Genomic DNA, 25,237 nt, shown 5'->3' on the forward strand with positions numbered 1-25,237 from the left:
CGGGGGGTGTATGGTTGCCTGCCGATTATTTCTTTATGACATAAAGCTATCTCGCCTGGATAGATCGGGTGCCAACTTCCAGGAAGGAAATCCCATGCCGAACCGCATCCTGCCCGCCGACAGCCACGACGTGATCGAGGTGCGTGGTGCCCGCGAGAACAATCTGACCAACATCTCCCTGGACATCCCCAAACGCCGGCTGACCGTCTTCACCGGCGTCTCCGGGTCGGGCAAGTCGTCGCTGGTCTTCGGCACCATCGCCGCGGAGTCGCAGCGCCTGATCAACGAAACCTACACGGCCTTCCTCCAGTCGTTCATGGGCAGCCCCAGCCGGCCGGACGTCGACGCGCTGCGCAACCTGAGCGCGGCGATCGTCGTCGACCAGGAGCGGATGGGCGCCAACTCGCGGTCGACGGTCGGCACCGCCACCGACGCGTACACGATGTTGCGGATCGTCTTCAGCCGGCTCGGCGAGCCGTACGTCGGTCCGGCGACCGCCTTCAGCTTCAACGCCCCCGACGGCATGTGCCCGCGTTGTGAGGGGCTCGGCCGGGTCACCGACGTCGACGTCGACGAGCTGGTCGACCGGGAACTCTCGCTCGACGAGGGGGCGATCACGGTGCCCGGGTTCAACGTCGGCGGCTGGTACTGGCAGAGCATCGCCCATTCCGGGTTCGTCGACCCGGCGGTGAAGCTGAAGGACTACACCCCGCAGCAGTGGGACGACTTCCTCAACAAGCCGTCGACCAAGGTCAAGATCAACGGCCTCAACACCACGTACGAGGGCCTGCTGGTCAAGGTCCGGCGCACGATCCTGGCCAAGGACCGGGAGTCGATGCAGGCGCACATCCGGGCGTTCGTCGACCGGGCCGTGGTCTATACCTCCTGCCCGGACTGCGGCGGCACCCGCCTCAACCCGGCGGTGCTCGGCTGCCGGATCGCCGGACGGAACATCGCCGAATGCGCCGCGATGCAGATCAGCGACCTGGCCGAGTTCGTCCGCAAGATCTCCGACCCGTCGGTGGCGCCGCTGCTGGCCGGGCTGACCGAGACGCTGGACTCGCTGGTCGAGATCGGGCTGGGCTACCTCAGCCTCGACCGCGAGTCCGGCACCCTGTCCGGTGGCGAGTCGCAGCGGGTCAAGATGGTCCGTCATCTGGGCTCCAGCCTCACCGACGTCACGTACGTCTTCGACGAGCCGACCGTCGGGCTGCACCCGCACGACATCGCCCGGATGAACGACCTGCTGCTGCGGCTGCGCGACAAGGGCAACACGGTGCTCGTCGTGGAGCACAAGCCCGAGGTGATCCAGATCGCCGACCACGTCGTCGACCTCGGGCCGGGCGCCGGCTCCGCCGGGGGGCAGGTCTGCTACACCGGCGACGTCGCCGGCCTGCGCGCCTCCGGCACGCTGACCGGCCGGCACCTCGACCACCGGGTGACGCTGCGCGACACCGTACGGAAGCCGACCGGGCAGGTGTCGATCACCGGTGCCCGGCTACACAACCTCAAGGACGTGCACGTCGACATCCCGCTCGGTGTGCTCACCGTCGTGACCGGGGTGGCGGGCTCCGGCAAGAGTTCGCTGATCCACGGTTCGCTGACCCGCCGCGACGGTGTGGTGGTGGTCGACCAGACGGCCATCCGTGGCTCCCGGCGCAGCAACCCGGCCACCTACACCGGCCTGCTCGACCCGATCCGTACGGCGTTCGCGAAGGCCAACGGGGTGAAGGCCGCCCTGTTCAGCGCCAACTCCGAGGGTGCCTGCCAGAACTGCAAGGGGATCGGGCTGGTCTACACCGACCTGGCGATGATGGCCGGGGTGGCGACCGTCTGCGAGACGTGCGAGGGCCGGCGGTTCACCGCCGAGGTGCTGACCCACAAGCTGCGGGGCAAGGACATCAGCGAGGTGCTGGCGATGTCGGTCGCGCAGGCCCGGGACTTCTTCCCGTCGGGTGCGGCCCGGGTCATCCTCGACCGGCTCGGTGACGTCGGCCTGGGCTATCTCGGCCTCGGCCAGCCGCTGACGACGCTGTCCGGCGGCGAGCGGCAGCGGCTGAAGCTGGCGATCCACATGGCCGAGAAGGCGGCGACGTACGTCCTCGACGAGCCGACGACCGGCCTGCACCTGGCGGACGTCGACCAGTTGCTGGCCCTGCTGGACCGGCTGGTCGACGCCGGCAACACGGTCATCGTCATCGAGCACCACCAGGCGGTGATGGCGCACGCCGACTGGCTGATCGATCTCGGTCCGGGCGCCGGTCACGATGGTGGGCAGGTGGTCTTCACCGGCACCCCGGCCGACCTGGTCGCGCACGGCGCCTCGCTGACAGCCCGCCACCTGCGCGAATACCTGGCCCGCGGCTAGCCCGAGTCGCGGGGCCGGCCGGGGCGGCGCCACCGCCCGGCCGGCCCCGCGATCTTGCACAAGGATTCGCCCAAAGGTGTGTAAAAGCGGGAGACAACTGCAAGATCGCGGGAAGGTGGGGCGCGGCGTCGGCATCTTGCGGGGTGGCAGTCGGAAATTTCCATCGACTGATTCAACTATTGCGATGCTGTGAACAAAGCTGGCAGTATGCCGGGCATCGATGCACCTGCTCGCAGGAAGTGGAGCAACCATGCCTGTCACCCGTCGCAGTTTCGTGTCGTCGGTGGTCGCCGGATCGGCCCTCGCCGCCGTGTCCACCTCCGACCTGCTCGCCGCGGCCTCCCCGGCCCACGCGGCCAGCCCGGTCGGCGACGTCGTCGGCAAGATCTCCGTCGGCTACCAGGGCTGGTTCTCCTGCCCCGGCGACGGCGCGCCGATCGGCGGCTGGTGGCACTGGAGCCGCGACCGATTCCAGCCGCCCTCACCGGCCAACACCACGATCGTCTCCTGGCCCGACATGCGCGAATACAGCCGCGGCTACCCGACCGCCTACCCCAATCTCGGCAACGGCCAGCCGGCGACCCTCTTCTCGTCGTACGACCAGCAGACCGTCGACACGCACTTCCGCTGGATGCGCGATTACGGCTGCGACACCGCCGCGCTCCAGCGGTTCAACCCGTTCGGCGACGAGGGCCCGACCCGCGACGCCATGGCGCTCAAGGTCCGCGACGCGGCCGAGCGCTTCGGCCGCAAGTTCTACATCATGTACGACGTCACGAGCTGGACGAACATGCAGTCGGAGCTGAAGACGGACTGGACCACCAAGATGTCGGCGTACACCGCGTCCCCGGCGTACGCCCGGCAGAACGGCAAGCCCGTCGTCTGCATCTGGGGCTTCGGCTTCAACGACCCCGGCCGCCCGTTCGCCCCGGCGCCCTGCCTCGAGGTGGTCAACTGGTTCAAGGCCCAGGGCTGCTACGTCATCGGCGGCGTGCCGACCTACTGGCGTACCGGCGTCAACGACTCGCGGCCCGGTTTCACCGAGGTCTACCGCGCCTTCGACATGATCTCGCCGTGGATGGTCGGCCGCACCGGCACCCTCGACGGCCTCGACTGGTTCCACACCAACGTCAACGTCCCCGACCAGGCCGACTGCAACGCCCGCGGCGTCGACTACCAGCCCTGCGTCATGCCGGGCGACCTGTCCGCCGGCCACCGGGCGCACGGCGACTTCTACTGGCGGCACCTCTACAACCTCATCCGGCTCGGCGCCCAGGGGCTGTACGTGTCGATGTTCGACGAGTACAACGAGGGCAACCAGATCGCCAAGACCGCCGAGACGGCCGCCTGGGTGCCGGCCGGCACCGGCATCCGGGCCCTCGACGAGGACGGGGTGGCCTGCTCGTCCGACTACTACCTGCGGATCACCGCCGACGGCGGCCGGATGCTCAAGGGGCAGCTCCCGCTGACCCCGGTGCGCCCGACCCCGCCGACGCTCGGCGGCCCCGACCCGACCGGTGACCTCGCCGCCGGCCGGCCCACCTCGGCGAGCAGCCAGAACGGCCCGTACGTCGCCGCGAACGCCGTCGACACCAGTGCCGCCACCTACTGGGAGAGCGCCGGGGCGCTGCCGCAGTGGATCCAGGTCGACCTGGGCGCGGCCCGGACCGTCGAGCGGGTCGTGCTGGCCCTGCCCGCCGGCTGGGGGACCCGCACCCAGATCCTGTCGGTGCAGGGCGGCACCGACGGGACCGCGTTCTCGACGCTCGCCGGGCCGGCCGGGCGGGTCTTCGACCCGGCCACCGGAAACCAGGTGACGATCAACGTCCCGGCGACGGCCGCCCGTCACGTACGGGTCACCGTCACCGGCAACACCGGCTGGCCGGCGGCCCAGCTCTCCCGGCTCCAGGTCTACGGGACGGCCGGGCAACCCGTCACCAACCTGGCCGCCGGCCGGCCGACCTCGGCCAGCGGCCACACCCAGAACCTGCTGCCCGGCAACGCCGTCGACGGCAACCCGGCCAGCTACTGGGAGAGCGCCAACAACACCTTCCCGCAGTGGATCCAGGTGGACCTCGGCGCCGCCGTCGCCGTCGGCCGGGTGGTGCTGAAGCTGCCGCCGGCGGCGGCCTGGCAGGCACGTACCCAGACGCTGTCGGTGCAGGGCAGCGCCAACGGCACCACCTTCACCACGCTCGCCGGGCCGGCCGGGCGGGTCTTCGACCCGGCCACCGGCAACACGGTGACCATCCAGTTCCCGACGAGCACCACCCGCCACGTCCGGCTGTCGATCACCGCCAACACCGGCTGGCCGGCCGGCCAGATCGGCGAGTTCGAGGTCTACGCGACCTGACCGTCAGACGGCTGCCGGTACGGGGGCCGGCAGCCCGGTCAGCTCGGACAGCGGCCGGTGCGGCTGCCGGCAGGCCGTCGCCAGCACCTCCAGGTAACCGTCCATCCAGGACTCCGCCGTCGCCGGGTCGAGCCGGTCGAGTGCGTACTCCAGGTAGCCCTCCAGCCCGTACGACCGGGGGATCAGCCCGCAGAGCAGCGCTTTGCGGGCGGCGCCGGTCGGCAGGTCCTCCACCTCGGCCGTCAGCCCCGGCATGTCCAGCTCCAGGTTCAGGGTGCTCTGGTACGCGAAGCTCACCGCCGCCAGCGGCGGCGACCCGCCACCCGCATCCTCGATCAGCCGGTCGTAGATCCACCCGACCGGCAGCATGTTGTCTGCTCCGGCGAACAGTCCCATCCCGACCTGGTCGACCAGGTCGGCGAAGGTGGCGGCGGTGTCGGCGCGGACCCGTATGAACAACGGGCAGGCCACCATCCCGACCGTCTCGGCGAACTCGCCCCGGTCCCGGTTGGCGTACGGCAGGGAGATGGTGACGTCGCCCCGACCGGTCAGCCGGGCGAGCAGCACCCCCATCGCCGCGGCCAGCGTCGGGAACAGCGTCGTGTTCCGCTCCACGGAGAACGCCCTGACGTCGCGCTCCACGTCGGGCGGCACGAGGAAGTGGTGGGCCCCGCCCCGCCCGGTCGGCACCGCCGGCTCCGGCCGGTCGTACGGCAGGTCGAGGGCGAATCCTTCGAGGGTCAGTTCCGTCGACCAGTAGTCCGCCCGCCGGCGCCGGGTCCCGGCGTCGTACACCCGCTGCTCCCAGTGGGCGAAGTCGATCGACTGGACGGCCGGCGGGGTGCGGTCGGGGGCCTCGCCGGCCAGCGCCCGGCGGTAGCCGGCCGCCATGTCGTGCAACATCACCGACACGGCCCAGCCGTCGCAGGCGACGTGGTGCACGACGATCATCAACCACCAGGTGTGCGCGTCGACCCGGACCAGTTGCAGGCGCAGCGGAAGCTCGTGGACGAGGTCGAACGCGGTCTGGGCGACGGCCCGGCTGACGTTCTCGGCCCGCTCCAGCCGGTCCGGATCCGGCAGGCCGGTGACGTCGACGACGGGCAGCGTCACCGGCTGGTGGGCGTACACGATCTGCACCGGCCCGTCGCCGTCGACGACGAACCGGGACCGCAGCGCCTCGTGCCGGGCCACCACGGCGTCCAGCGCGGTCCGCAGCGCGGCCTCGTCGAGTGTGCCGGTGAGGACCAGCCGCATGCTGACGTTCCAGGTGGCGGTCGGCGGGTTCGCGTTGATGACCGACAGCATCCGGTCCTGCTGGTAGCAGAGCGGACCCCGGGCGACCTCGACCCGCTCCGGCGCCGGCCCGGCACCGAGACGGTCCAGCAGCTCGGAGCGGTACGTCCGCAGCGCCGCGACCAGTTCGGGCGTGACCGCGTCGGCGGGGGCGTCGAAGTGGAGCTGCCCGTCGTCGGTCGTCAGCCGCACGTCGTGGCCGGCGACGTACGCCAGCAGTTCGTCGAGGTTCACAGCGTGCCCCTGACCCGGGCGGGGGCGGCGGGCCGCTGCTCACGCAGGTGCTCGGCCATCGCCCGGATCGTCGGCGCCCGGAAGAACCGCAGCACCGGGTACTCCACGCCGGTCGTCTCCCGCAGCCGGCCGAGCAGCCGCATCGCGGTGATCGAGTGGCCGCCGAGGGCGAAGAACGACGCGTCGGCCGGGGTCTGGTCCGGCGCCCGGTCCAGTGCGGCGCACCACAGCGCCCGTATCGTCTGCTCCAGGTCGTCGGCGGGCCGGTCCGGCTCCGCCGGCACGGCCGTCACCGGTGGCGCGGCGACCACCGGCGGCACCGCACCGGCCGGGGCGGGTGACCGCACGGTGGCGGGGGCCGGTCCCGGGTTGGACGGGCCGGCCTGGAACTCGGGGGCGGGCAGCGCGGCCCGGTCGACCTTGCCGTTGCTGTTCACCGGCAGCGCCGGCAGGAACGCCCAGGCCCGGGGCACCATGTGGTCCGGCAGTTCCCGCGCCAGGGCGTCGGCCAGCCGTCCGGCGAGCCCGTCCGGGGCGGCGCCGCCGGCCGGTACGACGTACGCGGCGAGGTAGGCGTCGCCGGACCGGTCGCGCGGCGCGGTCACCACGCCGTCGATGACCCCGTCCAGCCCGAGCAGCACGGCGGTCACCTCGGCCGGCTCCACCCGGTAGCCGCGGACCTTCACCTGGTCGTCGATCCGGCCCAGGAACTCCAGCTCCCCGGCCGGGTTCCAGCGGACCAGGTCACCGGTGCGGTAGAGCCGCTCGCCGGGCGCGGCCGGGACGCCGGTGACGAACCGTTCCGCGGTCAGTTCCGGCCGGTGCAGGTAGCCCAGCGCCAGGCCCGGCCCGCCGATGTACAGCTCGCCGCGGGCACCGACCGGCACCGCCCGTCCGGCGGCGTCCAGCACGTGCAGGCGTACGTTGTCGACCGGCCGGCCGATGCTGACCGGGCCGTCGTCGACGGTCGGGTCGGCGACGACGGCGGTGGTCGCCAGAATGGTGGCCTCCGTCGGGCCGTAGACGTTGCGGACCTCGTACGACACGCCGGGGTGGGGGCGGGTCCGCAGCCGGTCGCCGCCGATCAGCAGGTGCCGCAGCGGCGGCTGGAGCGGTGCCGGCAGCGCCAGGACCGCTTCGGCGAGCGCGGTGGGCAGGATCGTCAGGGTCACCCCGGCGGTGCGGTACCAGCGGGCCAGGGCCGTCGGGTCGAGGCGTACGTGGTCGTCGGCGATCGCCAGGCTCGCGCCGGCGAGCAGCGCGGGCCAGACCTCCAGCACCGAGGCGTCGAAGCTCTGTCCACACACGACGGCGTGCCGGTCGGCGGGGGTGACGCCGGTGGCGTCGGTGTGCCACCGGATCAGGTTCAGTACGGCGCGGTGGCTGACCGCGACCCCCTTCGGCCGGCCGGTCGAACCGGAGGTGTAGATCACGTAGGCCGCCGCGTCCGGGTCACCGGCCGGCGCGGTGATGCCGGCGGCCGGCGTGCCGGACACCGTGTCGAGGTGCACCACGGCCACCCCGTCCGGCAACGGCGGCACATCGGCGTCCGATGTGGACAACATGATCCGGGCTCGGCTGTCGGCGACCATGAACCCTACCCGGGGGGCGCCGAGTCCGGGATCCAGCGGCAGGTAGGCGGCACCGGCCCGCAGCACCGCGAGCATCGCCACGACCAGGTCCGGCGACCGGGGCAGCCACAACGCCACGACGTCACCGGGTCCGGTGCCGGCCGCCCGCAGCCGGCCGGCCAACTCGTCGGCCCGCGCGTCGAGCTGCCCGTACGTCAGCACCGTGCCGCCGCCGAAGACCGCGACGCTCTGCGGCGCCGTCGCCGCCCGGCAGGCCACGGCGGTGTGCAGGCACTCGTCGGGGACCGGCCGGACCGGGCCGGAGCCCCACCGGTCGAGCGTCTCCCGGTCGGCGGCGGTGAGCCCGCCCAGCCGCGACAGCGGCGCCCCGGGGTCGGCGGCGACCGCCGCCAGCAGGCCGACGAAGGTGTCGGCCAGCCGCTGCGCGGTCGACGCCTCGAACAGGTCGACGTTGTATTCCAGCCGGGCACCGATCCCGTCGCGCCGGTTGGTCAGGTAGAGGACCAGGTCGACGACGGCCCGGTCGGCGCCGACGTCGAGGGTGGTCGCGGTGACACCCGGCAGGTCGAGCCGGAACGCGACGTCGTTCTCGAACTCGGCGATCACCTGGAAGATCGGGTTGCGGCTGGTGTCGCGCTCCGGGGCGACCGCGCCGACCACGCTCTCGAACGGCACGTCGGCGTGGTCGTAGGCGGCCAGCGCAGTCGCCCGGGTCCGGGCCAGCAGCTCGGTGAACGCCGGGTCGCCGGTCAGGTCGAGGCGCAGGGCCAGGGTGTTGAGGAAGAAGCCGACGACCTCCTCGGCGCCCGGCGGCCGGTCGGTCACCGGGGTGCCGACGATGACGTCCTCCTGCCCGGCGTACCGGCCGACGGTCGCGGCGAACGCGCTGGTCAGCACCATGAACAGGGTGGCCCGTTCGCGGCTGGCCAGGGTCCGCAGCGCGGCGGCGACCGCCGGCTCGACGAGCCGGACGACGGACCGGCCCCGGGTGCCCATCACCGGCGGCCGGGGACGGTCGGTCGGCAGGGCCAGCACCGGCAGCTCCCCGCCGAGGCGGTCCCGCCAGTAGGCCAGGTCCGCCCGGGCCTTGTCGCCGTCGAGCGCGGCGACCTGCTCCACGGCGAAGTCGGCGTACCCGCGCGGCAGTGCGGGCAGCGCCGCCGGCACACCCTCGACCCGGGCCCGGTAGAGCGCCGACAGGTCGCGGGTGACGACGGTCGCCGACGTCGCGTCGACCACGATGTGGTGGAACGACAGCACCAGCACGTGCCGGGTGTCGGCCAGCCTCAGCAGCCGGGCGTGGAACAGCGGGCCGGTGGTCAGGTCGAACACGTGCGTGCTCTCCCGCTCCACCGCGACCCGGCAGACCGCGTCCTCGTCGGCGCCGGTGTGGTCCTCGACCGTGAAGTCCGCCGCGGCCGGCGGCAGCACCCGCTGCACCGGCTCGCCGTCGACCTCGGTGAAGACCGTACGGATCGCGGGGTGCCGTTCGACGAGCTGGTCCAGCGCGGCCCGCAGCGCCGGTACGTCGAGCGGGCCGTCCAGCCGGATGAAGGCCGGCTCGTTGTAGGCGCTGCGGCCGGGGAAGAGCCGGTCGAGGAACCAGATCCGGCGCTGTCCGGGCGACAGCGGAGCGGTGCGCGGCGGCCCGTCGACGTCGGCGGCCGGCCGGGCCGGGGCCGGCGCGACCTCGATCGGCGCGGCGGGCGCCGGTGCGGGCTGGGCCGGTTCGGCGGCCGAGCGCCGGCGCAGCAGGTCGAGGTGCGGCAGCCCGTCGGCCAGCCGCTCGGTGGGCACCCCGAAGTCGACCAGGGCGGCGATCTCGTCGACGCCGGCGGCGGCCAGCGACCCGACCACCGCCGCGCACTCGTCCGGTGAGCCGATCAGGGCCCGGGACTCGCAGTACCGCTCGTACGCCCGCTCGAAGACGAAGTCGAGGTCGTCCTCGCGTACGTTGTCCATGTCGATCTGGAAGCCGAGGCTGTTGGTGACCTGGCCGAAGAGCGACAGCGACGAGCGCATGTACGACCGCAGCGGCTCGAACGCCTCGGCCCGCGCCCGGCGGCCGTCGGTGCCGACGTACGTGTGCGCCAGCACCACCACCCGGCCCGGATCGAGCCCGTGCGCGGCCCGCGCCTTCCGGTACAGCGCGATGTTGTCGGCCAGCTGCTCAACCGACTGGCTCATCAGGTTCGTGATGACGCCGAGGTCGTGCTCGGCGGCGAGCTGGAACGACTCCGGGCGCCCGACGACGGCGGTGAACATCGGCGGCGCGGACTGCACCGGGCGCGGGAAGATGCGTACCGGCACCTCCTCGCCGCTGCCCGAGACCCGGGTGAGCGGGTCGCCGCGCCACAGCCGGCGGACCTGGTCGAGATGTTCGTACATGACCTCGCGGTGCCGGCCGAAGTGTTGCGGGGCCAGCACGAAGTCGTTGGCGTGCCAGCCGGACGCGCACCCGATCCCGACCCGCCCGCCGGACAGGTTGTCCACCATGGACCATTCCTCGGCGACCCGGACCGGGTCGTGCAGCGGGAGTACGACCGAACCCGCGTTGAGCCGGATCCGGGTCGTCTCCCGGGCGAGCGCGGCGGCGAGCACCACCGGGTTCGGGAAGACGCCGCCGAAGGAGTGGAAGTGCCGTTCCGGCATCCACAGCGAGTGGAAGCCGTGGGTGTCGGCGAACCGCGCGGTCTCGATGATCGAGCGGTACTTCTCGTCGGGCGCGCTGTCGGCGGGATAGTCGCCGAAGAAGTAGACGCTGAAGTCCGGTGCCGTCCGCGTACCCGCCGGCACCGGCTCGGTGCGGGCGGCCGTCACGACCGGCTCGGCGGTGCGGGACCCCGGCGGGGCGGGGGCGTCGGCCCGCACCGGCACGGCGGTCCCGGCGTCGGCCCGGGCCGGTACGGCGGTCCCGGCGTCGGCCCGGGCCGGTACGGCGGTCCCGGCGTCGGCCCGGGCCGGTACGGCGGACCCGGCGGCGCTCCGGGCCGGGACGGGCGCGGCGGCCGGGACCGGTACGCCGCCACCGGTCGGGAAGTAGCCGGCGGACCGCATCTCCCGCAGCGAGTCGCGTACGGCGTCGGCCACCTGCTCCACGTCGGCGTCGGTGTGCGCGGTGGAGAGGAAGAAGTTCCGCCACTCCCACACGAAGACGCCCTTGAGCAGCAGGTGGTGGTAGAGCAGTTCCATGTCGGCGCGGTGCTCGAAACGGAACTGCGAACCGAAGTGCCCCAGCCGGACCGGGAACTCCTCGTCCTCGAAGAACCGGTTGAGCGACCCGACCAGTTCGTCGGTGCGCGCGTTCAGCCGCTCCTGGAGGTGCGGGCTGTGCTGTTTGAGATGGGTCAGCACCGCCCGGGCGGCCACCATCGACACCGGGTGTTGGATGTAGGTGCCGCCGAAGAACGTCGTCTCGCGGGGCGGGCGGCTGTCGTCGCCGTACTGCCAGAAGCCGCCGTCGACGCCGTCCATGATGTCCTCGCGGCCCGCGATCGCGCCGATCGGGAAGCCGCCGCCGAGCGCCTTGCCGTACGTCGCCAGGTCGGGGGTGACGCCGAAGAGGCCCTGCGCCCCCCGGGGGTGCGGCCGGAAGCCGGTCAGCATCTCGTCGAACATCAGCACGATGCCGTGCCGGGTGGTGATCTCCCGCAGCGAGTGCAGGAACTCGACGGGTCGCAGCGTCGGGTGCCGGCTCTGGATCGGCTCGACGATCACGGCGGCCAGTTCCGAACCCAGCGACTCGATGACGGCCAGGCTCTCCGGCGCCCCGTAGTCGAGGACCACCAGGTCGCTGACGGCGCTGCCCGGGATGCCGGTCGACACCGGGACGGTGACCCGGTCGGCGCCGGTCCCGTTGGAACGGCCGAGCACGTTGTCGGCGTGGCCGTGGTACGACCCGTGGAACATCACGATTTTGTCGCGGCCGGTGGCGGCCCGGGCCAGCCGGATCGCGGCCGAGTTCGCTTCGGTGCCGGAGTTGGCGAACGCGACCCGGGGCAGCCCCACCATCTCGCTGAGGAGTACCGCCGCCTCGCCGGTGTCGATGCTGCGCGGCCCGAGCTGGACGCCCCGGGACAGGTGCTCGCGTACCGCCTCGGTCACGAACTGCGGCTCGTGGCCGAAGAGCAGCACCCCGAAGCCCATCGTGATGTCGACGTAGCGGTTGCCGTCGACGTCCTCCAGCCAGGAGCCGCGGGCCCGCTGGCCGGCGATCGGATACAACATCTCCTTGGTGCCGCTGCGGAATCCGACCACGGCCCGGCTGTCGGCCAGCGGCCGGCGATAGCGCTGGGTGATCTCCCGGGAGGTCCGGGTCTTCGCCACGAGCCGCTGCCGCAGCTCGTCGACGTGTGCCCGCTGGGCGTCGGTGCGCTGCCCGGCCGTCATCCCCGAGCCGTGCGCGACGGTCACCCTCGGCCCGTGTACGACCGGCGCGTCCACGGCCGGGGTATCCGGGGCGGCCGGGGCGCCCTCGGTGGTTCCGGCGGCGGAGGCTTCGGCGGCGACCGGCGCCGGTGCGGCGGCCGGCGGCTGGGGGGCGGCCGGTGGCTGGGGGGCGGCCGGCGGTGCGGTGGCGGAACGCAGGACGGCGAGCTGTTCCTCGATGAGCTGCGACTGCCGGACCATCTCCTGGAGCTGGGCGGCGAGGTCGGCGATGGCGCCGCCGGCCGGCGCGGCCGGGCTCCCGGCGGCCGGGAGCTGCCCGGTGACGGACTCGGCGGGTTGCCGTGGCGCCGGGACGGTGGCCGGCGGGGCGGGTGCGGCGGGGGCCGGTGCCGCGATCACGGCCGGCGGGGCGGGTGCGATGGGGGGCAGCGCCGGCGCCGCGATCACGGCCGGCGCGGCGGGCACCGGGGCGGGCGGGACCGGAACCGCCGGCATGCTCACCGGGGACGGCGTCACGGGCGCGGCAGGGGACGCGGCCGGGGCGGGGACCGGGGGAGGGGCGCCCGTCGGGCCGGCGCCGATCCGGGCCACGACCAGCCGGGACAGCCGGGCCGGGGTGTCGCCCTCGTCGAAGAGTTCGCGCATCGCGACCCGTACCGAGAACTCGCCCTCCAGCTCGCGCAGCATGTTGATCATCGTCAGGGAGTCGGCGCCCAGGTCGAGGAAGGGCGTGTCCACCCGTACGTCGGCCAGGGCACAGCCCAGGTGCCGTGCGGTGAGTTCGCGGACCCGTTCGGAGACGTCCTCGACACCCGGGCTCCGGTCGGTGCGGCTCGTGGCCCCGTTTCCCAGCATCGTTCCTCCAGAGACTTGCGGTTGGCCGGGGTCACACCCCAGAGACACTGCTGCCGTTGTGGCGGTCGGTCGCCGGGGCCGGTGCCCCCGGTTCGGTGGCCGGTCGTGCCGCGACGACCTCGGCGAGTTGGCCCAGCAGCCGGGCCTGCGTGGCGGCCAGGCCGCGTACCTGTTCCGCGACGGCCGCGACGGCCCGCAGCGTCTGTTCGTCGGCCCCGGCCGGCGGCGGGCCGGCGGCGACCGGTCCGATCCAGTGTGGACGGTGTTGGAACGGGTAGGCCGGCAGCGGCACCCGCCCGCCGCCGCAGCCCGCGAGCAGCACCGGCCAGTTCACGGCGGCGCCGGTCGCGTGCAGCCGGGCGACCGCCCGGCCGAGCGATTCGATCTCGGCGCCCCGCCGCTGGGTGGCGGTCACCGGGCGGTCCGGCAGCACCGCGCGGCCCAGCCCGGCCAGTACGGCGTTCGGCCCGACCTCGACCAGCGGCGCGTCCCCGGACCGGCCGACCGTCTCCAGCACCAGGTCGAAGCGGACCGGCTCGCGGGCGTGCCGCAGCAGGTGCGCGACGTCGACCACGTGTCCGGCCGGCAGCACCGTGCCGTCCAGGCCGTTGACCAGCGGAATCCGTAGCGGGCGCAGCGGCACCGTGGTGAGCGCCCGGCGCAGGTCGGCCAGCACCGGATCGAGCAGGGCGGAGTGGAAGGCCCGGTCGACCGCCAGCCGCTGCCAACGCACACCCCACCCGTCGAGCAGCGCGCCGGCCCGGTCCACGGCGGCGGCCGGCCCGGCGAGCACCCGGTTCGTCGGCGTGTTGACGGCGGCGAGGTCGAGGTCACGGCATTCGGCGCGGACCCGGTCGACGGTCTCCGGGTTGGCGAGCACCGCGAGCATTCCGCCGGGAGCGGTCGCCCGGTGCATCAGTTCGCCGCGCAGCCGGGTCAGCCGGATACCGTCGGCCAGCGACAGCGCGCCGGCCGCGTGCAGGGCCGCGTACTCGCCGACGCTGTGCCCGGCGACCAGGCCCGGGGCGATCCCGAGCGCGGCCCACAGCCCGGTCAGCGCCGCCTGGTAGGCGAACAGCGCCGGCTGGGCGAACTCGGTGTCCCAGACCGCGTCCGATGTGGACTCACCGGTGAGCGCGGCCAGCAGCGACCGGCCGCCGGCCTCGGTGTGCAGCCGGTCGCACTCGTCGAGTACGGCGCGGAAGGCCGGGAAACGGTCGTACAGGACCCGGGCCATCCCCGGTGCCGGGGTGCCCTGCCCCGAATAGAGGAAGACCGGCGCGTCCTGGGCCGGCTCGCCGGTGACGAACCGGAGGTCGGACCGGTCCGGCCGGTCGAGATACGCGTCGAGGGCGTCGGCCAGAGCCGATGGGGTGGCGCCGAAGGCGACCAGGCGGTGCCGCAGGTGCGGGCGCCCGAGCGCCGTGGTGGTGAGCAGGTCGGCGACCTCGACGTCCGGGTCGCCGCGCAGGTGGTCGCGCAGCGCCGTGGCGAGGCCGGCCAGCGCGTCCGGGTGCCGGGCGGACAGCGGCAGCAGGCCGGGGATCTGTGCGCCGCCGGCCGGTACGCGCCGCGCCGGCGCCTCCTCCAGGATCAGGTGGACGTTGGTGCCGCCGACACCGAGTGCGGTCACCGCCGCCCGGCGCGGCCCGTCACCGGCCGGCCACGGGCGCGGCGCGGTCGGCACGTAGAACGGGCTCGTGTCGAGGTCCAGGGCCGGGTTGGGGCGCTGGTAGCCGGCCATCGGCGGGATCTCGCCGTGCCGCAGCACCAGGATCGTCTTGATCAGGCCGGCCATGCCGGCGCAGGCGTCGAGGTGCCCGATGTTGGGCTTCACCGAGCCGATCGCGCAGTAGCCGACCCGGTCGGTGTGCTCGCGGAACGCCGAGGTCATGCCGTCGAACTCGATCGGATCGCCCTTGAAGGTGCCGGTGCCGTGCGTCTCCAGGTAGCCGATCCCGTCCGGCGAGACCCCGGCGACCTCGTACGCGCGCAGCAGCGCGCCGCGCTGCCCGGCCGCGCTCGGCGCGGTGTAGCTGTGCTTGGCGGCGCCGTCGTTGTTGATCCCGCACCCGAGCAGCACCGCGTGGATCGTGTCGCCGTCGGCGACCGCCCGGTCCAACCGCTTCAGCAGTACGGCGGCGACCCCGTTTCCGCCGACGGTGCCGTCCGCCTCGGCGTCGAAGGCCCGGCAGCGGCCGCTGCGGGACAGGATCGAGCCCTTGACGTAGCGGTAGCCGAGCGCCACCGGCACGTGCACCGCGGCCGCGCCGGCCACCGCGAGGTCGGCGTCGCCGGCGAGCAGGGCCTGGCTGGCCAGGTGGACCGCGACCAGTGAGGTCGAGCAGCCGCTCTGCACCCCCATCGACGGCCCGGTCAGCCCGAGCCGGTAGGAGGCCCGGGTGGCGAGGAAGTCGGCGTGGTTGCCGACCGCCACCTGCATCCCCGACAGCCAGTCGTCGGCCCGGTCGGGATGGGCGAGGTTGCTCAACAGGTAGGTGTTGAGCGGGTAGAGGTGGAAGCCGACCCCGGCGAACACCCCGACCCGGGTCCCGGGCGCGGTGGCGGCGTAGCCGCCGTGTTCCAGCGCGTGGTAGCAGGTCTCCAGGAAGATCCGGTGCTGCGGGTCGGTGACCCGGGCCTCGTGGGCGCTGATGCCGAAGAACTCGGCGTCGAACCCCTCGATGTCGTCGAGCACGCCGCTGACCCCGACGAAGTCGGGTGCGCCGCGCAGGTCGGCGGGTACGCCGGCCGCGGCCAGCTCCCGGTCGCCGAAGCGGCGTACGCTGCATACCCCGTCGCGGATGTTGCGCCAGTAGGTCTGCGGGTTGTCGGCACCGGGCAGCCGGAACGCCATCCCGATGACCGCGATCCGCCGGTCCATTCCCTCGGTCATGTGCCCGCCTCGCTCCGCTCGGCCGGCCCATGACTGGTACTGAGCTTGCCGATGCCCTCGCTGCGCTCGGTCATGTGCCCGCCTCGCTCCGCTCGGCCGGCCCATGACTGGTACTGAGCTTGCCGACGCCCTCGCTCCGCTCGGCCATGTCCGCCTCGCCGCGTTCGGTGGTGGGGCCGGTGGGGCGGTTGACGACCTCGGGTACGCCGCCGGCCGGTTCCGGAACCGGGTCACCGGTCCTGGCCGGCTCTCCGGTGTCGGTCGGCCCGGCGGTCCCGCGTCCCCGTCGGCGCAGGACGAGAACGGCGAGGAATGCCAGGGCGAGCACGATGGCCAGCCCGTGGAAGATCGCTACGACCGCGAGCGGGCTCATCCGCTCCATCAGCGCGGCGCAGAGCACCATGCCGCCACCGAAGCCGAAGTTCTCCGCCATCGCCGAAAAGCCGAAGACGTAGCCGCGCTGCTCGTCCGGCGCGGTCTGCAGCCGCGAGGTGTACGCGATCTCGGTGAACCCGTCGGCGACGCCGGCCAGCAGCGCGACGAGGATGCCGAAGATCAGCGGCGGGGTGGTGAACGCGAGGATGAACGCCAGCGACATCACGATGGCGCCGATCGCGAAGGCCCGTTCGTTGATGGAGCGTTCGCTCCGCTTCGACCACCAGGCCACCGCGCGCTGGGCGAGGATGCTGCCGATCGCCCAGACGGTCCAGAACTGCGACATGAACGCGGCCGGGTTGCCCGGGTCGATGCTGCTGGAGAGCACCGGCAGGCCGACGTTGTGCGAGGCGGACCCGAATCCGTCGATCGCCCGCAGGCCGATCATGGCGAGCAGGATCGGGGCGGCCTTGAGGAAGCGCAACGCGGTGAGTTGCGCGCCGAGCAGGCTCTCCCGTTTCGCGCCGGCTTCGCCGGCCGGGCCGTCGGCAGCCGGTGCGGCGGCGATCCTGCGGGTGCTGATCGGCAGCCGGGCCAGGTTGAGTGCGGCGAAGGCGAAGGTCAGCGCGTTGATGATGAACGCCGCGGTGTAGCCGAGGGTGGCGATGACCAGCCCGGCGGACGCGAACCCGGCCACCATCGCCAGGGACCGCCCGGTGACCAGGAGGGCGTTGGCGCGTACCCGCCGGTCGGCCCCGACGATCTCGGGGATGCTGCTGCGCAGCGCGACGCTGGACAGCGTGCCGCAGATGCCGGTGATGGTGGCGATGGCGTAGAGCAGGGTGCTCTGCGTCGCCACCGGGGCGAGCACGAGCACCACCATGGCGACCGCCTGGGTGGAGTCGGCGGTGACCATCACCCGCTTGCGGTCCAGCCTGGACACCGCGCTGCCGGCCAGCAGGCCGGTGAGGAAGCTCGCGCCCAGCCGCAGCGCCATGAACAGGCCGGTCTGCAGTGCGCTGCCGGTCAGGTGATAGGCGAAGAGGTTGAGTGCCACCATGTTGAGGTAGCTGCCGTAGGAGGACACGGCGTTGCCGACGGCGAGGAAACGGAAGTGCCGCATGGCGCGCGAGGCGCCGTTCGCGGACCCACTGACTCTCATGCGCGCATAATTTTCCGTCAATATCTGATCAAGTGAATGATTGACGAATGCGAGTATAGTGACGAATCCCTGTGTGTCGAGACTCTGACGCAGGGTGATCAGTGTCCCGGTGTCACGTACCCGTCACCATCGACGCGGCGTGATCGCCGCCGGGTCGAAGCCGCCGCGCGGGCCCGCCGGCCCCGGCGCCCACGGCGGGCCGGTGGCCGCCACCACACCCACCGACCCGGCCCGGTAGGTGTGCGACCATGCGTCGGCGACACCCGTACGGAACAGATCGGAAAGGGCGATGGCCATGGCCGGAACCTCCCTCGGCAAGGCCCTGTCCATCCTGGAGGCCCTGGAGAACGAACGCGGCAGCGCCAGCCTCGGCGAGGTCGCCCGGGCCACCGGCGTCACCAAGCCGACCGCACACCGGATGCTCGCCCTGCTGGAGGAGCGCGGCTACGTGTGCCGCCTGCCCAACCGCGACTACGCCCTCGGCCCCCGGCTGATCCCGCTCGGCGATCACGCCCGGCGCCGGAACTCCCTGGTCACCGTCGCCGGGCCGGTCCTGGACCGGCTCGTCGCGCAGTGCAACGAGACGATCCACCTCGGCGTGGTCAGCGGCCGCTCGCTGCTCTACGTCGACCGCCGCGAACCGGCCGACGACGCCGTCCGGCTGGGCGTCCTGCCGGCAGCGCTGACCAGCCTGCACGCCAGCGCGGCCGGCAAGGTGCTGCTGGCGTTCGGCCCGGACGCGCTCCTGGAACAGGTGATCGACAGCGGGCTGCCCCGCTACACCGCCCACACGATCACCTCCTCCGACGAGCTACGGGCCGAGTTGAGGCAGGTCAGCGCACAGGGCTACGCGCTGAACGAGCAGGAGCGCAACGAGGGCATCCGGGCGGTCGCGGTGCCGGTGCTGACCGCCGACGGGCGCTGCCCGGCCGCGCTCAGCGCCGCCGGCCCGATCCGGCGCCTCACCCTCGACGGGCTGGACCGCGCCCGGACCCTGCTGGCCCGGGGCGCGGCCGAGATCGCGGCGGCCGACGTCTTCTGAGCGCGGGCCGGCCCGCGCGAATACCGCGCGGGCGGTGGGGAATACCGCCGCGCACGCGCGTGCCGGGATCCCCCTGTACGCGCCTGCCAGGGATCACCGCGCGTACGCCCAGGAGGAGGAGCAGCCATGCCCTACGTGACCGTCGGTACCGAGAACTCCGCGCCGATCGACCTCTACTACGAGGATCACGGCTCCGGCCAGCCCGTCGTGCTCATCCACGGCTTCCCGTTGAGCAGCGCGGCCTGGGAGAAGCAGGTGCCGGCCCTGCTGATGGCCGGCTACCGGACCATCGCCTACGACCGGCGCGGCTTCGGCCAGTCGGCCCGGCCGACCGAGGGCTACGACTACGACACGTTCGCCTCGGACCTGAACATGCTCGTCAACGAGTTGGACCTGCGCGACGTGGTGCTGATCGGCCACTCGATGGGAACCGGCGAGGTGACCCGCTACCTCGGGACGTACGGCTCCGACCGGATCAGCCGGGCGGTGCTGGTCAGCACGATCCCGCCGTACCTGCTCAAGACCGCCGACAACCCGGAGGGGGTCGACAAGGCCGTGTTCGACGGGTTCCAGCAGGCGATCGTCGCGGACCGCTACGCCTACCAGACCAGCTTCCTCAACGACTTCTTCAACTACGACCAGACCAGGGGCAAGCAGGTCAGCGAGGAGGCGTACCGGGCGAACTGGAACACCGCGGTCAGCGCGTCGCCCATCGGCACCTACGAGTGCGTCAGCAGTTGGCTGACCGACTTCCGGGCCGACGTGGCGCGCATCGACGTACCGACGCTGATCATCCACGGGGACGCCGACCGGGTGCTGCCGTACCCGGTGACCGCGCCCCGGCTGAACGCCATGCTGCCGGACAGCGAACTGGTGACGCTGCCGGGCGCCCCGCACGCGATCCCGTGGACGCACGCCGACGAGGTGAACAACGCGATCATGCAGTTCATCGGCGCCCGTACCCCGGCGATGGCCAAGAAGAAGTAGGTCCCGCGATCTTGCACTTGTCGCCGGGCAGAAGCGACAAAAGGGGAGATAACTGCAAGATTGCGGGGGGCAGGGCAGGCAGGGTCAGCCGCGCAGGTACGCGAGGACGGCGAGGACCCTGCGGTGGGCGTCCTCGTCCGGCGGCAGGTCGAGCTTGGCCAGCACCGAGCCGATGTGCTTGGCCACCGCCGCCTCCGACACCACCAGGGTGCGGGCGATGGCCGCGTTCGACCGGCCCTCGGCCATCAATCCCAGCACCTCCCGCTCGCGCGGCGTCAGCCGGGACAACGGATCCCGGCGGCGGCGCAGCAGTTGGCGGACCACCTCCGGGTCGACGACCGTGCCGCCGGCGGCGACCCGGGCCAGCGCGTCGACGAACTCCTCGACCTCACCGATGCGGTCCTTGAGCAGGTAGCCGACCCCGGCGCCCCGGCCGGAGTCGAGTAGTTCCGCCGCGTACGTCTGCTCGACGTACTGGCTGAGCACCAGCACGGCCAGCGACGGCCGGGCGGCGCGCAGCGCGACGGCGGCCCGCAATCCCTCGTCGGTGAAGCCGGGCGGCATCCGTACGTCGGTGACCACCACGTCCGGCCCGTGCACCCGGACCGCCTCGACCAGCGCGGTCGCGTCGCCGACCGAGGCGACGACGGTGTGCCCGAACCGCTGGAGCAGCCCGGCCAGCCCCTCCCGCAGCAGGACCGAGTCCTCGGCGAGCGCTACCCGCACGGGATCTCCGCCCGGACCACGGTCGGCCCGCCGGCCGGGCTCGACAGCAGCAGCCGCCCGTCGACGGCCGCGACCCGGTCGGCGAGCCCGGTCAGCCCGCTGCCGGCGGCCGGGTCGGCGCCGCCGACGCCGTCGTCGCGTACCTCGACGATGAGCCAGTCGCCGGTGACCCCGGTGACGCCGCCGCCGACCCGGGCCCGGCTGGCACCGCTGTGCTTGGCGACGTTCGCCAGCGCCTCGGTGACCACGAAGTACGCCACCTGCTCCGCCGCGGCCGGCAGCCGGCCGGGCAGCGGCAGGTCGACGTCGACCGGCAGCGGCGACCGCCCGGCGACGTCCTCGACCGCCGCCGGCAGGCCGCGGTCGCTCAACACCTGCGGGTGTACGCCCCGGATCAGCTCCCGCAGCTCGGCCAGCGCCTCCTTCGCCTGCTCGTGCGCCCGGGCCACCTGCTGCCCGGCCGGCGAGTCCGCCGGCAGGTCGAGCCGGGCCAGGCCGAGCGTCATGCTCAACGCGACCAGCCGCTGCTGCGCGCCGTCGTGCAGGTCGCGCTCGATCCGCCGCCGTTCCACCTCGAACGCGTCGACCAGCCGGGCCCGCGACCGGGACACCTCGACCAGCCGCGCGGTCAGTTCGGTGTCCCGGGGCGACAGCACCGCCCGGGCGATCGCGGCCCGGGTGCCGGCCCACGCCATGATCGGATAGGTGGCCAGCGGCAGGATGCCGATCCCGCCCAGCAGCGACGGCACGGTCAGGTAGATCGGCAGGTCGGAGTCGACGAACGGCGCGCTCATGAACATCAGCGGCACGTACAGCACCGCGGCCACCAGCAGCAGGTCGATCCACCACAGCGCCAGCGCCGACACCAGCAGGTAGCCGAACTCGCGCCAGGTCGCCGCCTCCCGCGTCCGGGTCGACAGCCAGGCCCGCCAGCCGGGCCGGGCCGGCCGGCGGTGCGGGTCGTACGCCGGCTCGGTGTCGACCAGCCGCAGCCGGCGCCGCTCGAACCGGGCCACCACGATCCCGACCCAGACCATGCCGGGCAGCGCCAGCAGGCCGACCACGCCGATCAGCAGCACCACCCCGAGCGTGCCGAGGGTGACCAGCGCCAGGACGCTGGCCAGGCCGAGGAGCACCCCCGAACCCAGGTATGCCAGCGACCGCCACGGCCACGGCGAGCGCAACAGGCGCAGCGGCGGCAGGGTAAGCGCCTCCAGGGCGGTCCGGGCGACCACACCGCAGACGCTACCGGTGGCCCGACCCGGTGACGGTAGAGCTGGCTATACCTTCGATCCTCGTCCCTGCGCCAATGTGCCCGGCCGCACCTGACGGTTGGCTGGGCCGGTGACCACGATCCTCCACGAAACGACCGCCGACGCCGTACGGCTGGCGGACCTGCGCCGGGTCTACGGCACCGGCCCGCAGGCGGTGACCGCCCTCGACGGCGTCACCGTCGACTTCCCCGCCGGCACGTTCACCGCCGTCATGGGGCCGTCCGGCTCCGGCAAGTCGACGCTGCTGCACTGCGCGGCCGGCCTCGACCGGCCCACCGGCGGCACGGTGACCATCGCCGGTACCGACCTCGGCCCGCTGGGCGAACGGGCGCTGACCGTGTTGCGCCGGCAGCGGATCGGCTTCGTCTTCCAGTCGTTCAACCTGGTCGCCGCGCTGACGGCGGAACAGAACGTCGGCCTGCCATTGAAGCTGGCCGGCCGCCGCCCGGCCCGCGCCGACCTGGTGCGCGCCCTGGACGAGGTCGGTCTCGCCGACCGGGCCGGACACCGCCCCGGCGAACTGTCCGGCGGGCAGCAGCAGCGGGTGGCGATCGCCCGCGCGCTGGTGACCCGGCCGGCGGTCCTGTTCGCCGACGAGCCGACCGGGGCGCTCGACACGAGAGCGTCGCGGGATGTACTGGCCCTGCTGCGCGGGATCGTCGACCGGCACGGCCAGACCGTGATCATGGTGACCCACGATCCGGTCGCGGCCGCGTACGCCGACCGGGTGCTCTTCCTCGCCGACGGCCGTCTCGTCGACGAGATGACCGCACCGGCACCCGTTCTGACCGGGGCGCGGCCCGGCCCGGGTGCCGGCGGTCCGGCGACGGGCTCCCGGCTCGGCCCGGAGGCGATCGCCGCCCGGATGGCGCACCTGGAGGCCGGCGCGTGACGTTCGCCCTGGCCACCGTACGGGCCCGGTGGGCCACCTTCCTCGGCTCGTTCGTCGCCCTCGGGCTCGGCGTCGCCGTACTCGTCAGCACCCTGCTGGTCCTGGTCGCGGCGCAGCCGAAGGTGCCGGACCGGTACGCCGGCGCGCAGGTGCTGGTGCGGGCCGCCCCGGCCGGCGCCGACCCGGAGGCGTTCCCCGAGTTCCTGCCGTGGAGCCGGGCCGACGCCGGCCCGCTCGCCGGGCGCCTGGCGGCGCTGCCGGGGGTCGAGTCCGCCGTACCCGACCTGTCGTTCTACGCCCAGCTCGTGCGGGACGGCCGGCCGGTCGGCGCGCCGAGCGAGGGGCAGCACAACGGGCACGCCTGGTCCACCGCCGCGCTGGCGCCGTACCCGATCGTCGCCGGCCGGGCGCCGGCCGCCGACGGCGAGGTGGCCCTCGACCGCGACCTCGGTCACGCGCCGGGGGAGCGGGTGACGCTGCTGACCGGTGCCGGCCCGCTGCCGCTGACCGTCACCGGCACCGTCGACGGGCCCGGCTTCCACGTCGCCGACCCGACCGCCGACCGGCTGGCCGGCGGGGTGACCGTCATCGGCCTGCGCCTTTCGCCCGGCGCCGACCCGGATGCGGTCGCCGCCGCCGCCCGCGACGTCGTCGGTGACCGGGCCGACGTGTACGCCGGTGCCGGCCGGACCGCCCTGGAACCGGAGTTCGAGGGCCGGACCCGGTGGATCGGCGCGCAGTTGCTGATCGCGATGGCGAGCCTCGCCGGCTTCGTCACGATCTTCGTGGTGGCGTCGACGTTCGCGTTCGGCATCGCCCAGCGCCGCCGCGAACTCGGCCTGCTACGGGCGGTCGGCGCCACCCCGGGCCAGGTCCGCGGGATCATCTACGGCGAGGCGGTCGTCGTCGGCCTTCTCGCCGCCGGCGGCGGCGCGGTGCTCGGCGCGGTCTTCGGGCCGATCCTCGGCGACCTGATGGTCGAGGCCGGCCTCCAGCCGGCCGGCTTCACGGTGCTGCCCGACCCGCTGGTGCTGCTCGGCGCGGTCGCCGTAGGGCTGACCGTCGCCCTGCTCGGCGTCTGGTCGGCGTCCCGCCGCGCCGGCCGGGTGCGTCCGCTGGAGGCGCTGCGGGAAGCGGCCGTCGACCGGCGGCCGATGACCCCGGCCCGGTGGATCTTCGGAGTGCTCGGCACCGCCGGCGGCCTCGCCGTCATCGCCGCCGCCCCCGCGCTCGACCCCGAGATGCTGGTCAACCTCATGATCTACGCGGCGATGTCGCTGATCGTCGGCCTCTTCCTGCTCGCCCCGGTGATCATCCCGCCGGTGGTGCGGCTGGTCACCCGGCCGGCGCGCGGTGCCACCGGCGAACTGGTCCGGGAGGGGGCGCTCGTCGCCGTCCGCCGGGTCGCCTCCACCGCCGCACCGGTGCTGGTCACCGTCGGGTTCGCGGTGCTCATCACCGGCCTGTTCGAGATCCAGTCGCACGCGTTCGGCACCCAGCGGGCCGAACGGGTGCCCGCCGACGTGGTGGTCTCCCCGGACGGCGTACCCGGACTCTCCGACGCCGTCGCGGCGGCCGTCGCGGCCGGCGGCGGCACCTCCGCCGCCGAGCTGCCGACCCGGATCTTCGTGACCGGGCCGGCCGGCGAGACATGGCCCGTCGAGGCGTCCGGTGTCGAACCCGCCGCGCTCGCCGCCGCCTCGGTGTCCGTCTCGTCCGGTTCGCTCGACGACCTGTCCGCCCCGGACGCGCTGGTCACCACCGTGGGTACCGCGCACCGGCACGGCTGGCAGTTGGGCGGCACCGCCCGGGTCGTCCTCGCCGACGGTGAGACCGCCACCCTGCGGGTGGTCGCCCTCGCCGGCGACCACGCCCTGCCCGCCCCGGTCCTGATCAACCGGGACACCGCCCGGACGCACGACCCGTCCGCGCTGACCCCGGTCCTGTACGCCGCCGGCATCACCCCCGACCGGGCCGGCGTCGAGGGCCTGGGCGGACTCGCGGCGACCCCGGCCGAGTACGCCCACCGCGCCGACGCCGAGGAGGACCGGCTCGTCCGGATCTTCCTGCTGGTGCTGCTCGCCCTGTCGGTCGGTTACACCGGCATCGCCATCGCCAACACGCTGCTGATGGCGACCACCGCCCGACGGCGCGACTTCGCCGTGCTGCGGCTGACCGGGGCGACCCCCGGCCAGGTCGCCCGGACCGTCGCGGTGGAGACCACGCTGACCGTCACCATCGGCGCGGTACTCGGCGGACTGGTCGCGTTCGCCGCGCTCGTCGGGCTCCGCAACGGCTACACCGAACTGCTCGGGTCGCCGGTCGATCTGGTGATCCCCTGGTCGACGGTGCTGCCGCTGGTCGCCACCTGCTACCTGCTGGCGCTGCTCGCCAGCGTGCTGCCCGCCCACCGGCTGGCGGCGGCGCCGCCGACCGCGCTGGCCGCCGACCGGGACTGACCCCGGCCCGCCGGCCCGACGGGTTCAGCCCGCGCTGCCGTACCGCTCGGCGGCGCGGGCCCTGGCCTTGGCCGCCTCGACCTCGCGGTCCCGGGCCGGCGCCTTGGTCACCAGGCTTTCCAGCAGGGTACGGGTGGCGGCGGCGACCGCCTCCACCGCGGCGTCGAACGCCTCGGCGTTGGCCGCCGACGGGTTCGTCGCACCGCTGATCTTGCGGACGTACTGGAGTGCGGCGGCGTGGATCTCGTCCTCGGTCGCCGGCGGCTCGAAGTTGTGGAGGACCCGGATGCTTCTGCACATGCGCCCAAGGATGCCAGGACCCACCGACGGTCACCGG

14 protein-coding genes are annotated in these 25,237 nt (G+C 73.6%); 6 read left to right on the forward strand and 8 right to left on the reverse strand.

Translation table 11 applies throughout. The annotated features are described in order from the left end of the window. Positions 1–94: 94 nt before the first annotated feature. The gene (locus AB0M79_RS16400; protein ID WP_364213682.1) at positions 95–2,368 is read left to right on the forward strand and encodes an excinuclease ABC subunit UvrA; all 2,274 of its coding nucleotides are present in this window, start codon (positions 95–97) and stop codon (positions 2,366–2,368) included. A gap of 250 nt (positions 2,369–2,618) precedes the next feature. Further along, positions 2,619–4,721, forward strand: coding sequence for a discoidin domain-containing protein (locus AB0M79_RS16405; protein ID WP_364213685.1), 2,103 nt, complete (start codon positions 2,619–2,621; stop codon positions 4,719–4,721). 3 nt (positions 4,722–4,724) lie between these two features. Here AB0M79_RS16405 and AB0M79_RS16410 read toward each other — a convergent pair whose 3' ends face one another. From AB0M79_RS16410 to AB0M79_RS16430, 5 genes are all read right to left on the reverse strand, one after another. After that, positions 4,725–6,251 (reverse strand): condensation domain-containing protein, encoded by a 1,527-nt coding sequence (locus tag AB0M79_RS16410; protein WP_364213688.1) that lies wholly within the window; start codon positions 6,249–6,251, stop codon positions 4,725–4,727. Beyond that, positions 6,248–13,087, reverse strand: coding sequence for a MupA/Atu3671 family FMN-dependent luciferase-like monooxygenase (locus tag AB0M79_RS16415; RefSeq protein WP_364213691.1), 6,840 nt, complete (start codon positions 13,085–13,087; stop codon positions 6,248–6,250). The genes AB0M79_RS16410 and AB0M79_RS16415 overlap by 4 nt, the downstream gene beginning before the upstream one ends. Positions 13,088–13,118: 31 nt before the next feature. After that, positions 13,119–15,983 (reverse strand): type I polyketide synthase, encoded by a 2,865-nt coding sequence (locus tag AB0M79_RS16420; RefSeq protein WP_364213694.1) that lies wholly within the window; start codon positions 15,981–15,983, stop codon positions 13,119–13,121. A gap of 70 nt (positions 15,984–16,053) precedes the next feature. Further along, positions 16,054–17,520 carry an MFS transporter gene (locus AB0M79_RS16425; RefSeq protein WP_364213697.1) on the reverse strand — a complete coding sequence of 489 codons (1,467 nt, stop codon included), beginning with the start codon at positions 17,518–17,520 and terminating at the stop codon, positions 16,054–16,056. Positions 17,521–17,643: 123 nt separating this feature from the next. Continuing rightward, complete coding sequence (locus tag AB0M79_RS16430; RefSeq protein ID WP_364213700.1) at positions 17,644–17,817, reverse strand: hypothetical protein; 174 nt, start codon at positions 17,815–17,817, stop codon at positions 17,644–17,646. On the opposite strand from AB0M79_RS16430, the gene AB0M79_RS16435 reads away from it, so the two are divergent. Both AB0M79_RS16435 and AB0M79_RS16440 read left to right on the forward strand, forming a co-directional pair. Then, positions 17,816–18,562: an IclR family transcriptional regulator gene (locus AB0M79_RS16435; RefSeq protein ID WP_364213703.1), complete on the forward strand. Its 747-nt coding sequence runs from the start codon at positions 17,816–17,818 to the stop codon at positions 18,560–18,562. The genes AB0M79_RS16430 and AB0M79_RS16435 overlap by 2 nt on opposite strands. A gap of 126 nt (positions 18,563–18,688) precedes the next feature. After that, the gene (locus AB0M79_RS16440) at positions 18,689–19,549 is read left to right on the forward strand and encodes an alpha/beta hydrolase (protein ID WP_364213706.1); all 861 of its coding nucleotides are present in this window, start codon (positions 18,689–18,691) and stop codon (positions 19,547–19,549) included. Between the two features lie 84 nt (positions 19,550–19,633). Here the strand turns inward: AB0M79_RS16440 and AB0M79_RS16445 are convergent, their stop codons facing one another. Together AB0M79_RS16445 and AB0M79_RS16450 are read right to left on the reverse strand one after the other, a co-directional pair. Continuing rightward, positions 19,634–20,275, reverse strand: a complete 642-nt coding sequence (locus AB0M79_RS16445) for a response regulator transcription factor (protein WP_364213709.1) — start codon at positions 20,273–20,275, stop codon at positions 19,634–19,636. Then, positions 20,266–21,510: a sensor domain-containing protein gene (locus AB0M79_RS16450; RefSeq protein ID WP_364213712.1), complete on the reverse strand. Its 1,245-nt coding sequence runs from the start codon at positions 21,508–21,510 to the stop codon at positions 20,266–20,268. The genes AB0M79_RS16445 and AB0M79_RS16450 overlap by 10 nt, the downstream gene beginning before the upstream one ends. Positions 21,511–21,619: 109 nt before the next feature. Between AB0M79_RS16450 and AB0M79_RS16455 the strand changes: the two genes are divergently transcribed. Then, positions 21,620–22,441, forward strand: a complete 822-nt coding sequence (locus AB0M79_RS16455; protein WP_364213715.1) for an ABC transporter ATP-binding protein — start codon at positions 21,620–21,622, stop codon at positions 22,439–22,441. Then, on the forward strand, positions 22,438–24,900 hold the full coding sequence (locus tag AB0M79_RS16460; RefSeq protein ID WP_364213718.1) for an FtsX-like permease family protein: 2,463 nt from the start codon (positions 22,438–22,440) through the stop codon (positions 24,898–24,900). The genes AB0M79_RS16455 and AB0M79_RS16460 overlap by 4 nt, the downstream gene beginning before the upstream one ends. A gap of 24 nt (positions 24,901–24,924) precedes the next feature. On the opposite strand, the gene AB0M79_RS16465 is transcribed toward AB0M79_RS16460, so the two are convergent. Continuing rightward, positions 24,925–25,200, reverse strand: a complete 276-nt coding sequence (locus AB0M79_RS16465) for a DUF2277 domain-containing protein (protein WP_364213721.1) — start codon at positions 25,198–25,200, stop codon at positions 24,925–24,927. Positions 25,201–25,237 lie beyond the last annotated feature (37 nt).

This window comes from Polymorphospora sp. NPDC051019 (assembly GCF_040683055.1).
Classification (GTDB): Bacteria; Actinomycetota; Actinomycetes; order Mycobacteriales; family Micromonosporaceae; genus Polymorphospora; species Polymorphospora lycopeni.

Excerpts from the sequence above, each read along its gene's own strand:
- AB0M79_RS16405 (WP_364213685.1), top strand. The coding sequence starts at position 2,619 with ATGCCTGTCACCCGTCGCAGTTTCGTGTCGTCGGTGGTCGCCGGATCG.
- AB0M79_RS16430 (WP_364213700.1), bottom strand. The coding sequence starts at position 17,817 with ATGGCCATCGCCCTTTCCGATCTGTTCCGTACGGGTGTCGCCGACGCA.
- AB0M79_RS16435 (WP_364213703.1), top strand. The coding sequence starts at position 17,816 with ATGGCCGGAACCTCCCTCGGCAAGGCCCTGTCCATCCTGGAGGCCCTG.
- AB0M79_RS16420 (WP_364213694.1), bottom strand. The coding sequence starts at position 15,983 with ATGACCGAGGGAATGGACCGGCGGATCGCGGTCATCGGGATGGCGTTC.
- AB0M79_RS16425 (WP_364213697.1), bottom strand. The coding sequence starts at position 17,520 with ATGAGAGTCAGTGGGTCCGCGAACGGCGCCTCGCGCGCCATGCGGCAC.
- AB0M79_RS16465 (WP_364213721.1), bottom strand. The coding sequence starts at position 25,200 with ATGTGCAGAAGCATCCGGGTCCTCCACAACTTCGAGCCGCCGGCGACC.
- AB0M79_RS16415 (WP_364213691.1), bottom strand. The coding sequence starts at position 13,087 with ATGCTGGGAAACGGGGCCACGAGCCGCACCGACCGGAGCCCGGGTGTC.
- AB0M79_RS16400 (WP_364213682.1), top strand. The coding sequence starts at position 95 with ATGCCGAACCGCATCCTGCCCGCCGACAGCCACGACGTGATCGAGGTG.
- AB0M79_RS16440 (WP_364213706.1), top strand. The coding sequence starts at position 18,689 with ATGCCCTACGTGACCGTCGGTACCGAGAACTCCGCGCCGATCGACCTC.